The following is a 13426-nucleotide window of genomic DNA, read 5'->3' as shown; positions in this document are numbered from 1 at the left end:
CATCAATAATAGGAGTGACGAATATTGGCTTACTACTTGGGGATCGATGGGGGCGGAACAAAGACATACGCCCTGCTGACCGACGAATGTGGGAATGTACTCGGTAAGGGCAAGAGTGGTAATGGTAACCACCAGATTAACGCTGCTATAGCAGAAAATAGTATTCGAGAGGCAGCTCTAAATGCACTCACAGAGGCTGGTCTTCAGTTCGAAGATATCGGGCATGCTTACTTGGGCCTTGCAGGAGCAGATCGTGAAGTGGACTACACTATTCTACATTCGTTGATCCGTAACATTGGATTTACGAACTATACCATTAACTGTGACACGATGATCGGACTTCGGGCGGGTACGAACCAACCTTATGGTATCTCTCTCATCTGCGGTACAGGAACTAATTCTGCAGGGAGAAATCCACAAGGTGAACATTATCAGTGTGGTGGGTTTAATTATATGTTTGGCGATTTTGGCGGCGGAGGGTCTTTGAATATTGAAGTATTCCGTTCTGTCATTCGTGCATGGGATGGCCGAGAGCAGCCAACGTTACTGACGGGGCTACTACTTGTACTTCTTGGTTACAACACTGTTGAAGATATGTTTAATGATTTTCAGGATAACGGAAGAAATGTACCGGTGGATGCTGCCAGATTGCTATTTAAAGCAGCAGCTGAAGAGGATGCAGTAGCAATTGAAATATTAAATCGTCAGGGTGTGGATTTAGGTAAATCTGCAGCTGCTATCGTGCAAAGACTGAATATGGCTAACGATACATTTGACGTAGTACTTGTAGGCAGTTTGCTAACTAGAGGCGATCAGGGATGGATTCGCGGCCCGATAGAACAGTCATTACATAAGGTTGCACCTAACGCTTCTGTTGTTACATTAACGACTGAACCAGTTGTGGGTGCATTGTGGTTAGCCATGGAAGAAGATGGATTAACAATTAGCCGAGAAATATTTGAGAACATGCGGGTTTACAGTGATTTTGAACTTATAAAATAAACTAGACGATAGGATGTGGCGAGAATGGAGACAAAACAAGGATTGAAAATAGCAGTTATCGGTGGGGGATCTTCTTATACACCAGAATTGGTAGAGGGATTTATTCTTCATTATAATGAACTTCCTGTGCGTGAGTTGTGGCTCGTTGATATCGAACCTGGATTACGTAAGTTGAACATTGTAGGCAATTTAGCTAAACGTATGGTCGAGAAATCAGGACTTCCGATTGAGGTTCACTTGACGACAAACCGTCGTGAGGCTATTGCTGGAGCTGACTTTGTTAGTACACAGATGCGCGTAGGTATGTTGGCTGCGCGTGGTCGGGATGAATCTATTCCATTAAAATATGGCGTTATTGGTCAAGAAACAACGGGTCCTGGTGGGATGATGAAGGCACTACGTACCATCCCAGTTCTATTGGACGTGTGTAAAGATATCGAAGAGCTTGCTCCTAATGCATGGTTACTCAATTTCACGAATCCAGCAGGTATGGTGACTGAGGCTATTATTAAGTATTCTAATGTCAAAAGCATTGGATTATGTAACGCACCAATCGGCTTGATTAAGCAAGCTTCAGCTAAGTATGGGGTTGCACCTGACCGTGTGTATGCTGAATTTGTAGGTCTAAACCATCTTCACTGGATTACCCGTATTGATGTTGAAGGGGAAGACAAATTGGACGAAATGCTGGCAGATACGGCTGGATATAGCGCTAAGAATGTTCCTGCATGTGAGTGGAATCCGGAATTCTTGCAGTCCCTGAGAGCTTTGCCATCATACTATCTGAAATATTTCTACATGACTGATGAAATGCTGAAAGAACAGCTTGCATCACATGAAAAGGGTATCAATCGTGCTGAAGTTGTGAAGAAAGTTGAAGAAGAATTATTCGAGCTCTACAGTGATGTTGATCTGCAGGATAAACCTAAGCAATTGGAGCAACGCGGTGGAGCATTCTATTCTGAAGCAGCTGTTAACTTGATGAGATCGCTATATAACGGTACGAACGATATTCAAACACTCAATGTGGCGAACAATGGTATTCTTGACTTTCTGCCGGATAACGCAAGCATCGAAGTTAACTGCGTTGTTACGAAGAATGGTCCGCTTCCGCTTCCGTTAACGAAGATCCCACCTTCTGCTGTAGGACTTATTCATGCCGTGAAGACCTATGAGCAACTTGCTATAGATGCTGCAGTAACAGGAGATCGAGGCTTAGCTATTCAAGCGATGGCTCATCATCCGCTAGTACCATCGGTAGGAATCGCTATTAAAATGTTGGATGAGATGTTGGAAGCAAACAAAGAATATTTACCACGTTTCTTCGCTCCCAATTCAGTGTCATAAACTAAACTTTAATATCCAAATAAACAAAGGTAGTCCCGAACAGGAAGTTACGACTTCGGGGCTACCTTTGTTGTATGTTTATCGGTTGCAACGGATTTCGCAATGATCATTTGAATAGAAGCGTGATAGATATCACATACAGGTGTGGGTCTGGTCAGAGATAATATACTTGATTTTAATATTACGATATCAAGATTATTGATGGGCAGGTGGACAGACGATGATAAGTAGCAAAGTTAAGATCTGGGGATTGGTGATTCTTCTATTAATGGCTGCAGGGATTGGGGCATTCTATTGGCATAATAGTTCAAGCAAGGGTGATCCGCCTACTAATGAAAATGAACCGGCGACAAAGACACTCTTCAAATTCGATACGGTAATCAATTTGAAAATATACGGCGATGATGAGAGTGCGAAACATCTGAAGAAGATCGAGCAGATGCTAGATGATGTTGATCAGCAGATAAACATGTCGAATAAAGATAGTGAAATACATGCCATTAATCAGGCAGCAGGAAAACAAGCGGTGAAAGTTTCTCGAGAGACATTTGATCTTATGAAAGTATCCGTTGATTATGCGAAAGATACGCAAGGAGCATTTGATCCAAGTATTGGACCACTCGTTAGTCTTTGGAAGATTGGAAACGGTGGTGAGCATGTCCCAGACGCGAAGCTTATTGATCAAGCGAAGTCGCTCGTTAATTATCAGGATATCATAATGGACGAAGCTAATCTGACCATAAAGCTAGCCAAAGAAGGGATGTCACTTGATCTTGGTGGTATTGGAAAGGGATACGCTGCTGACTTGGTAGCAGACTATTTGCATAAAGAACAGATCGAAAGCGCCATTATTGATCTTGGAGGCAGTAGCATCATTGCCATCGGTAGAAAGCCAAGTGGTGAGCAGTGGCGAATTGGGCTTCAGGATCCAGATCGTAAGCGTGGGGAACAACTGGCAATTATTCAACTCGATAACGAGACGATTGATTCATCGGGGGTATATGAGCGTTTCTTCATGGAGAATGGTGTACGATATCATCATATTCTAGATCCGAAGACGGGATTCCCTACGCAAAATGGGTTGAAAAGTGTAACTATTGTAGGTGGGACAGCAACCGATGCGGATGTCCTCTCGACAGCCGTAGTCGTTATGGACTTAGAAGAAGGAATGGCGTATATGAATCAGAAGCAGAATGTGGAAGCGATGTTTATCACGGAGGATAATCGCATTTATTTGACTTCTGGATTAAAAGGGAAGATTAATTTAACGAATACGAGGTATACCCTAGTAGAATAGCTCGTGTAAGAACCCAACAACTCTCTCAATGGTAGAGATGTTGGGTTTTTTAATTGAAAATTACGTAATATGACGAAGTGAACAATAATTCGACAAATTAAGACTATAAATGATAAATTCATACAAAATAAACCTCTATCTTAAACAAATTTAAATAACTAATATAAAGGTAGATTATGAATATGGTGGTATATACTTTTATTTCCAAAGTATCTATTCCGGATACTTTAAATAGAATAGCTATTATCTAGTAGTAAGAGAAGTTATTCATTAAGATTTAAGATCGAGTTGGAGTATTCTTATTGTATTTCTTCAACGGGTTAAGAAATGAAACATATACGTTCGAAAGCCGTATCAGAAATATAATAGTTATGAGAAAGGGTGGATAATTGTGGATAATGGGATGAGTGTGATCTTGTTTGAGAAAATGCCAGAAGGTGAGCTACGTGTCATTGAGGAGCGAACGTGGAGCATGAATATGATTGCAGCATTGGAGCATGTCAATTATCTTGTGGTGGGTACGAAGGAATATGAGACAGTTGAAGGCCGTTTGAATGTGGACGAAGGAAAGCTTGAGCTTCTGCTTGTACCGATGCGTATCGAATAAATAATGTCATGGAAGGAGGATGTTGTGGTGACTAAAGATGAGAATACTAAAGAACTAGCTATTTCGAAATTGTTCACCCCTGAAGGGAAGCCGATTCGTGTATTATCTACCTCGCTTGGAATTGCCCTTTTGGCGAATGCGCTGTTTGTTCCGGCTGCTGTAGGAGCGAGTGGTACTACTTCTGCAGATGATCCCCAACTTGTGTCTTGGTCTACGGAAGAGGTAAAGACGTATTTCGACAAAAATGTAGATTGGAATATCCCGTATCCAGATGAGGATACGAAAGAGGTTGAGAAGCAGGAGCAGGGAGTAAGTACCTCTAATGGGACGACTGTAGTGAACAATTATAGCGGTTATAATTCTGGCTTTGGTTGGGACGATTTGTTACTATATCACATGTTGTTTAACAGTGGATCTAATTACTCTTCAAGAGGATGGTACAACGACCGTCCAACCTATTATCCAGGGACTAAGAATACTTATAAGCCTAACACCTATAGCAGCGGTAAGTTCCAGAATAAGAATGTTCCCGGCTCTGTCGTCAAACCGAAAACATCCACTTCATCCAGTGGTTCTATTACAAGAAGATCGACTTCTTCCAAAGCCGGAGGTATCGGGGGCACATCCAGTGGTCTGAGCTCATCTAGTTCTAAATCGAGTTCTAGTTCTGTGTCATCTTCGAAATCAAGCTCAGGTAAGAGTGGTTTTGGCGGATGATCGATTCTCAGAGTGTATTCGAGTTCCGGGATCAATCGGCTCTTGAGCGAGCACCTCGGGTAGAACAGTTACATGAACTTGGATTTACATGGGCAGACCTTGAGGGTGAGGAATACTGGCTAGATGCAATTGCAGTTATGCACAGTGAGACCTATAAGGAACTAGAAGCGGCCTCAAGTAAGATCTGGGATATACTGGACAAAGCCGTTCGCTTCGTTCATCTCAAGCATGATTTGTATGATTTGATCGGTATCCCTCCCATCTTGTGGGAGATGATTGATCAATGTCCTCTACCAGAGCGTGGGCTGATAAGTCGTTACGCACGCTTTGATTATGCCGTGGCTGATGACGGTACCATTAAGTTGCTAGAATTGAATGCAGATACACCTACGGGTTACGTGGAAGCATCCATAGCGACGCCTTGGATATGTGAGCAAGCAGGGGAAGGGATTTACAGCCCAAATATCGTGATGAAGGATCTTCTTGCGCAAGCGTGGGGTGAAGAACATCCGGATACGGCGGCCTGTGTTTCTTACGGATCTCATCAAGAGGACTCGGGTACCATCGAAGCCCTTGTAAGACATAGTGGCCTCGAAATTCAATGTGTGGACTGCCTTGATTTATCGATTGATAATGGCATCGTAAAAGATGGTGAGGGGCGTATTATTAAGCGGATGTTTGCCCTGTATCCTAAGGAATGGATGGCCATTGATGAAGGCGGCGAAGCGTTGGCTTATGCAATTGAGACAGGGAAACTAGAGATATTTAATTCACCACACAGTATACTATTGCAATCTAAGGGACTTATGGCAGCAGTGTGGGGAATGTATGAGCTTGGCCTACTTTTTGATGAAGAAGAGCGTAAAGCGATTGAACGCTACATCTTACCTACATATAACAAACCGGTGTTTTCCGGAAACTTTGTGTCTAAATCAGTATTTGGCCGTGAAGGTGGTTCTGTTCGTATCTTTGATGAGGGCGGGTCATTGGAACTTCAGGATGAGGATGGCTTTGATAGCAGTGTGTTATTTCCTTCTGTCTATCAAAAAAGAGCGGAGTTAGCGAAGATTACTACAAAAGACGGTGAATTTCACCTGTTGACCGGTATGTTCATGATTAATGGGAAGCCTTGTGGTCTGCTCGGCCGGGCAGGTGGATTGATTACAGGCAATGCTAGTCAATTTATTGCGTTGGGAGTGAGATAATTGCGTATGAAGATGGAACAAGTAATGATAGTCAATAGCGTAGCGCGAACCATTAGAAATAGCGTAACGGTATGTTGTGTACTTTTAACACTGCTGTTGTTAAGTGCATGCTCCGGTAGTCAGGATAGTGTATTCCATACAGATTCTACCGCAGAGACCACAGATAACGTATCGCGAGTGCCATGGGATTACAGGGTTGTAGAAGGCACAGTAGGGGATCTGATCGGCAGTGATATGACGGTCTTGCCTGATAACGAGCTTCTACCCAATGATGGAAACTATGCAACAGGTGATAAAATATGGACCTTGCAGTTCATGGATGCTGAGTTGGTAACAGATGCCGACAAGCGTAACGACATCCGATTGTCCTCGTGGGAGGCTATCAAATCCTATGGAGACCAGAAGACGGCTGCAGCGGATCTGACGAATCTCAAAGTGTCGATAACAACCGATGTTGATCTTGTAGGTGTATACAAAACCAAATTAAAAGATAAGACGAGAAACTTTGCTGTAATTCAGCTACCTTCTGGTAACCGAATTAAGCAGCCAATTGACGATAAGCGGTTTACAGCCATGGAGAAACAAAAGACGGTATCCGTGGTGTTGGAGGAAGTGCACGATTTCGCCGATTATGATTCGGCCTATGCGAAATTTAGGGGGTGGGCTAATTGATGATCGTTGTTAATTTGATAGTAAGTGTTCTTGTCATTATTTTTCTCCAATTGTTAGGTATGGCCATATTTATCTGGATGACTCCTTTTAATGACATGGAAGAGTTGAAGAAGGGCAATGTAGCTGTAGCACTGGCTTTGGGTGGAAAGTTCATGTCGACAGCAATTATTCTGGGTGTAGCTGCTTATACGAATACATCGATATGGTTCATGATGTTATGGTTTGCTGTAGGTTACGTATGTCTAATAGCCGCTTATTGGATCTTCGAATTAGTAACTCCTGGATTCAGGATTTCTGAGCATCTAGCGAAGGGTAATGTGGCGGTAGGTATGATGTTAGGTATGGTGTTTATCGGAACGGCATTTGCCGTGAGTAGTCTAATTATTTAATTATTAATTCAGAAATTGCATGTTCAAACAAGATAAGGATAGCCTCCCAAGTGAATTCACTTGAGAGGCTGTCTTATTAGATACCGAGAAGGGGTGAACAGGTGCATTTTATTATCAGGATATCGACAAAGATGATGCGCTTAAGAAAAAGGGCTATCGGGTTGATTATCCTACTCTTTATTGTTATAAGTGCAACGATGGCGTTTGTACTTGAGCCAGATACCTTTGGTAACTGGTTTAATGCATTTTACTGGGTGATGACAACGATGGCTACAGTCGGATATGGTGATTACTTTGCGAAAACAGACATCGGTAAGGTCTTTACGATGTTTCTATATATCTTTGGGATTGGGCTGTTGAGCTTAGTTATTGGTAAGGTGATTGACTCTATCGCAGAGGTGCAAAGAAGGAGAGGGGCTGGTACATTGAGCTTTCGTGGCGGAGATCATGTCATATTGATTAATTGGAGCAAGAAGGCACAGGCAGCCGTAGATGAAATTCTATGTTATTCATCGAAATGCCACATCGTAATCATTGATGAGACGGGCAACCATCCGGTGGAGCATATGGATCATGTCCACTTCATTAGCGGTGATCCATCAAGTGATGAGATTCTCCTCAAGGCTAATATTACAGGGGCTAAGGCCGCGATCGTCTTCGGTGACATACGTATTGATGAAGCGTCATTGATCGACGGTAAATCGCTCCTGATTGCCTCTAGTATTGAGCGGATTGCACCACAAGTACATACGACTGTAGAAATTATGCAGGAGAAGAACATTCAGAACTTTCGGCATGTTCAGGTGAATGAATTCGTGCTGTCACATGATGCGATCTCCAGATTAGCGGTACGATCAGCTTTGCAAGAGGGGAACTCTGAGGTTATTACACAATTGTTGAGTCGTCAGTATGGCGACGATATATATGAAATACCGCTTAATCGTACTTGGAAGACGTATGGAGAGGCGTTTCAGGACTTACTCCGTCAGGGAGCTACGCTATTGTCCGACCGCAGCGATCTTAGCATTAATCGTAAGCTTGACCAACTTATTCCTGAGGGTGCCAGGTTGTATATTGTATCGGATGAAGAGACTTATAAGCGTATTAAGGGATAGGGTTTATAGTGGCTTTTGGGGATAGAACTTCATAATAAGCATCGCAAAGAGGGAACGACTCGTATGTGGAGTCGTTCCCTCTTCTTAATGTAATCAGGTTCGCTATTGATTACGGCGCTTCAGCTTATTCTGAAGCATACCGAGGACAATATCAGCGAGAATAGCAAGTAGACAGGCGGGAATCGCACCCACATATATTTTGATATTATTATGAAGGTTAAGGCCGGAATAAATTTCACGTCCTAATCCTTCACCGCCAATGAGTGGAGCGAGTGTGGCTACACCGATAGCAATAACCGCCACTATGCGAAGTCCAGCCATTAAGAACGGTAGGGCTAGAGGAAGTTGCACTTGCATTCTTTTCGTTCCAAAAAAGTTCTTCACAAAATCATTCGCCGGATGACGCAATATATGTTCAGGTTGTCCCGTTTGGATAACTTGACCGTCCTTCATTAATATGATGGTGTCGGCAATTTTGATAGCTTCATCCATATCATGGGTGACGAAGACAATCGTCTTTCGCAACTCTTGTTGTAGACGAATTAACTCCTCCTGTAACTGTTCGCGACTAATGGGATCCAACGCACTGAAAGGCTCATCCATTAGGATAACGTTAGGATCCGCAGTAGAGCACGGATAACACCGATCCGCCGCTGTTGTCCTCCGCTTAATTCTGAGGGATAACGATTTCGATATAAGTCGGGATCTAAGTTAACCATCTTCAGAAGCTCGTCTACCTTTGTATCTGTTTTTTGCTTGTCCCATTTCTGCAAGCGGGGAACTACACCCACGTTTTTAGCAATATTCATATGTGGAAACAGTCCAATAGTTTGAATCACATAACCTATCTTCCTGCGAAGCGTTACGGGATCCATCGTAGAAATATCCTCACCATAGAGGGTTATTGACCTTTGGAGGGTTTAATTAATCGATTTATCATTTTCATCGTCGTCGTTTTGCCACAGCCACTGGGGCCGATTAATACAGTGATCTAGCCTTCTTTGATCGTAAGATTAATATCCTTAAGCACGACATTACCATTCTCATATACCTTGTTAATCCCTTGAAATTGAATCATATGCTTACCTCCTTTTCTATGTAGGACTGAGATGTACGTTAGTGTTACATGAGTACAGTGATATATTTAAACAATGACTATCAATGGTACGATTTCATTCTGCGTATTCTACCCTATATTTAAAATCATTTTCAAAAGCGAAAAATAATATATTTGGCGAGTGGATGGTCTAGTAAATAATTCAAGTATTCAATATATATCTGTTGGAAAAGATGGAGAGTCCTTTGCATGAAGGGCTTTTTTTTGATGTTATTTAAGCCTATTGTCGTAGTTTGTCATTCTGCTGTCATTGGAGTGAGTTATGCTAGTCATGAATATGAGTAATATATAGATTTTAAGGAGGAAATGTAATGCGTATCATGTTAAAAAAAGCAATGACCGTCATCTTAGCGATGTTGATGGTGCTCGGTGGATTCAATGGGGTGTTAGTTGGAGGGAAACAAGCGTATGCCGCTGATTCTGTACAGTTCGAAGGTGGAAGTGGATCTATAGGTGATCCTTATCTGATTGCATCTGCTGATCAACTGAATAAGGTGAGAGATAAGAAATATAGTACTTATTATAAACTGATTGCGGATATAGATTTAAGCAGTTATGCAAGTGGTGAAGGCTGGATGCCTATAACAGATTTTTCAGCAAGCTTGGACGGCAATGGTTATAAGATCACGAATCTAAAGATTAACCGACCAGCATCTGAGTATACTGGGGTAGGGCTCTTCGCATACATTTATCCCAATGGTGAGGTAAGTAATATTAGTCTTGAAAATATAAATGTTATTGGTGGGCATTATACGGGCGGCCTGACCGGTATTAATCAGGGGAGAATCCACAATAGCTCAACTTCAGGAAGTATGAGTGGAAAAAATTTTGTGGGCGGCTTAGTGGGGTCTAGCAGTGGCACAATCAACAATAGTTTCTCGACTGGAAGTGTAAATACAACTACAAACGTGGCAGGCGGCTTAGTGGGATATAACCTAGGGGATATCAATAGCAGCTACGCCACAGGAAGTGTGAATGGACCTGTTGCGGGTGGTTTGGTAGGTCTTGAAGGCGGAAGTGGTTTCTCTCCAACAATCAACAATAGTTATGCTACAGGAAGAGTAACTGGGCAATCCAGTGTGGGGGGGTTAGTCGCAATAAACAGCAGTGGAACAATCAATAATAGCTACTACGATATCGGAACAACAAATCAATCGGATACAGGAAAAGGTCAAGGAATAATAACTGAAAAGATGAAGGATAAATCCACATTTAGTGATTGGGATTTCAACTCGGAGTGGTATATCGTCCCAGGACAATATCCTTTGTTATGGGGACATACAGCCTTGACGTCAGGAACAGATAACGGAACTACGAAATTGAATCATGTTTCACCGGGTATGGTATATACGGTTGACAATGGAAGTGATTTCTCGGTTACAGGTGATGTATATAATATTAATGTGGATAATATTCCTGCGAGTCTTGGGACTGAGGTCTCTGTCCGAATAGCGGAAGACTCAACAAGCTCAATAACATTAAGAGTTAATGACACGAACCTTAAGCCGGCAGTTGCACCGACAGCCATTTTAGTTGTGGGAACAGATGTCATAGGCTCAACTCAGTTAACTAACGTATCAGATGCAATGGAGTACAAAGTCAACTCAGCTCCCTTTGCTGCGATTACGGGTACAAGCGTAGATAACATTGCCGTTACGCAAGGCGATCAGATCTCTGTACGATTGAAGAAAACAGCTACGCAACCCGCGTCTATTGTTCAAATTTTGAGTGTGGATGCTAACAATATCAAGACAGGGTCAGTCTCCATATCGACCATTGAAGGAGTAACTGCTCCCGTTGTATTCGATTATCCAGAAAACTCGATTACTTCAACGGATGAATATACAGGTACGGTTGTATGGTCACCTGCAAATGATGGATTCGAAGCAGGAGTAGCGTATACAGCAACGATTACACTCACCCCGAAAAGTGGTTATACCTTAACAGATTTGCCAGCAAACTTTTTTAAAGTAGAGGGTGCAGCAGCCACGAATTTAGCTGGGGATGGAGTCGTTACCGCGGTTTTCCCTGTAACTTCTGAAGTCTTTGAAGTGGGTTCAGGGACGGTAGAAGATCCTTATCAGATTGCAACGGCTGCTCAGTTTGCTAAGATTGGATATTATAATAACGAGAATGACAAACATTTTAAACTTGCAGCGAATATTGATTTGAGTACCTATTCCGACGGATTGTGGACACCTATCAGTGAATTTAATGGAACATTAGACGGCAATGGATATAAAATCAAGAATTTGTTGGTCAATTCTGGACCAGGATTATTCGGAGATATATATTCCGATGGAGTATTGACCAACATCATACTTGAGAATGTTGATGTTAGTGGTATGAATCAAGTAGGCGGTTTAGCAGGAACTAATGAAGGAACAATCAGTAATAGCTACGTCACAGGAAAGGTAAGCGGAAATAACGAAGAGAGTGGTTATATAGGCGGTTTGGTAGGATACAATGAAGGAACCATTAACAACAGCTATGTAACAGCAAGTGTAAGTGGAGATTATTATATAGGTGGTTTGGTAGGATACAACTACGGAACCCTCACCAGTAGCTACGCAACAGGAAAAGTAAGTGGAAATTCTAATACAGGCGGTTTAGTCGGATTCAATGACGATGGAACCAACGATAGAAGCTTCGCAACATTAAGCGGGCATGGCAGCTCTGATACAGGCGGTTTAGCTAGATTCAATGATTATGGAACCATCACCAGCAGCTTCTATAACAGCGAAACAACAGGGCAGTCGGATACAGGGAAAGGTGTCGGTCTTTCCACTGCAGACATGAAGCTGCAAAGCAATTATCCCGAGGCTGATTGGAACTTCACAGCGACTTGGGGAATTCATTCATTCAAGAATAATGGGTTTCCTTATTTAAGGGCTCTACAGATGTATGTAACTTATGATGGCAACGGCAACACCGAAGGAGTCGTGCCGGATGACAGCATGGCTTATTCAAAGGGTGAATCAGCTAGCGTCTCAGGTAATACAGGCAATCTAATCAAGAAGGGTTACACCTTCTCAGGTTGGAACACGTTAGCAAACGGGCAAGGGAAAAGCTTTGCAGCTGCAGAGACATTCCTGATCACGGGGGATAAGACGCTGTATGCGAAGTGGACGCGTAATGGAGAAGGTCCAACCACACCGACAGCACCACCGACAGCACCACCGACAGCACCACCGACAGCACCACCGACAGCACCACCGACAGCACCACCGACAGCACCACCGACAGCACCATCAACACCACCAACAGCACCACCGACAACAACAACACCGAAGCCATTCTACAACGATAAGGTTAATATCGATGTAATCAATGCGCTAGTAGAAAAAGCAAAGACCGCACCAGCAGTAACATTTAAGGATGTACCTGCAAGTGCTCCAAATGCTAAAGCCATCGAGTTAGCAGCTAAGCTTGGGATCATTAAGGGAAATGCAAATGGCTCATTCCAGGGTAATGCTACGATAAGTAGAGCAGAATTTGCGGCTATGTTAGTAAGAGCACTTGGATTAACGTCTAAAGGTGATTCTAGCTTTAAGGACACCAAGGGTCATTGGGCGGCAGATACAATTGCAACGTTACAAGCTAGTGGTATTATCAACGGCTACGTAGATGGAACGTTCAAGCCGAATCAGACCATCACAAGAGCGGAAATCGTGGCTATGCTAGCAAAAGTAATGAACACTACATTAGTGAAAAATGATAAGTTCAATGATATTTCGGGTAACTGGGCAGAAGCTGAGATTGCTACATTATCCGACATGGGGATCGTAAAGGGTGCAGCGGATGGTTCATTCAAACCGAATGCGAATGCTACGAGATCGGAGTCATTAGTTATGATTCTACGGATGTTGAATGCAAGTCTTGGTCATTCACTAGATGTAGAGTAGTAAACAATTATCACTCATACGGTAGGTACTGCTAAACAGTACCTACCGTATTT

General features: G+C 42.7%; 11 protein-coding genes and 1 pseudogene. 10 read left to right on the top strand and 2 right to left on the bottom strand.

What is annotated here, in order from left to right; genetic code table 11:
- Window positions 1-24 precede the first annotated feature (24 nt).
- The 9 genes from BW961_RS14830 (at window position 25) to BW961_RS14790 (ending at window position 8351) form a co-directional block, all read left to right on the top strand.
- Entirely contained in the window at window positions 25-1002 is a 978-nt protein-coding gene (locus tag BW961_RS14830; RefSeq protein WP_068587873.1) for an N-acetylglucosamine kinase, read from the top strand.
- Window positions 1003-1026: 24 nt separating this feature from the next.
- Window positions 1027-2349, top strand: a complete 1323-nt coding sequence (locus BW961_RS14825; RefSeq protein ID WP_068587871.1) for a 6-phospho-beta-glucosidase — start codon at window positions 1027-1029, stop codon at window positions 2347-2349.
- A gap of 220 nt (window positions 2350-2569) precedes the next feature.
- Entirely contained in the window at window positions 2570-3646 is a 1077-nt protein-coding gene (locus BW961_RS14820; protein ID WP_068587868.1) for an FAD:protein FMN transferase, read from the top strand.
- A gap of 391 nt (window positions 3647-4037) precedes the next feature.
- Complete coding sequence (locus BW961_RS14815) at window positions 4038-4253, top strand: hypothetical protein (protein ID WP_068651504.1); 216 nt, start codon at window positions 4038-4040, stop codon at window positions 4251-4253.
- A 27-nt stretch (window positions 4254-4280) separates the two neighbouring features.
- Window positions 4281-4970 carry a hypothetical protein gene (locus BW961_RS14810; protein ID WP_068587865.1) on the top strand — a complete coding sequence of 230 codons (690 nt, stop codon included), beginning with the start codon at window positions 4281-4283 and terminating at the stop codon, window positions 4968-4970.
- Window positions 4967-6175 (top strand): glutathionylspermidine synthase family protein, encoded by a 1209-nt coding sequence (locus BW961_RS14805; RefSeq protein WP_068587863.1) that lies wholly within the window; start codon window positions 4967-4969, stop codon window positions 6173-6175. The genes BW961_RS14810 and BW961_RS14805 overlap by 4 nt, the downstream gene beginning before the upstream one ends.
- Window positions 6176-6181: 6 nt before the next feature.
- A complete protein-coding gene (locus BW961_RS14800; RefSeq protein WP_394327633.1) occupies window positions 6182-6847 on the top strand; it encodes a signal peptide protein in 666 nt (221 codons plus the stop codon).
- Complete coding sequence (locus BW961_RS14795; RefSeq protein WP_394327631.1) at window positions 6847-7236, top strand: DUF350 domain-containing protein; 390 nt, start codon at window positions 6847-6849, stop codon at window positions 7234-7236. Before BW961_RS14800 ends, BW961_RS14795 begins: the two co-directional genes overlap by 1 nt.
- Before the next feature lie 131 nt (window positions 7237-7367).
- Entirely contained in the window at window positions 7368-8351 is a 984-nt protein-coding gene (locus BW961_RS14790) for a potassium channel family protein (protein ID WP_326111528.1), read from the top strand.
- 102 nt (window positions 8352-8453) lie between these two features.
- Here the strand turns inward: BW961_RS14790 and BW961_RS31745 are convergent, their stop codons facing one another.
- Together BW961_RS31745 and BW961_RS30920 are read right to left on the bottom strand one after the other, a co-directional pair.
- Window positions 8454-8672 (bottom strand): hypothetical protein, encoded by a 219-nt coding sequence (locus BW961_RS31745; protein WP_342190411.1) that lies wholly within the window; start codon window positions 8670-8672, stop codon window positions 8454-8456.
- Window positions 8673-8702: 30 nt separating this feature from the next.
- Window positions 8703-9429: pseudogene (locus BW961_RS30920) on the bottom strand (ABC transporter ATP-binding protein); the annotation flags it as partial.
- 350 nt (window positions 9430-9779) lie between these two features.
- Here BW961_RS30920 and BW961_RS29515 point away from each other — a divergent pair.
- Window positions 9780-13373 (top strand): S-layer homology domain-containing protein, encoded by a 3594-nt coding sequence (locus BW961_RS29515; protein ID WP_083714058.1) that lies wholly within the window; start codon window positions 9780-9782, stop codon window positions 13371-13373.
- The last annotated feature ends 53 nt before the right edge of the window (window positions 13374-13426 follow it).

This window comes from Paenibacillus macquariensis (assembly GCF_900156375.1).
In the GTDB taxonomy this organism is placed as follows: Bacteria; Bacillota; Bacilli; order Paenibacillales; family Paenibacillaceae; genus Paenibacillus_AQ; species Paenibacillus_AQ macquariensis.
The sequence above is the reverse complement of the archived record's forward strand: the minus strand, read 5'-3'. Positions and strand labels throughout refer to the sequence as shown.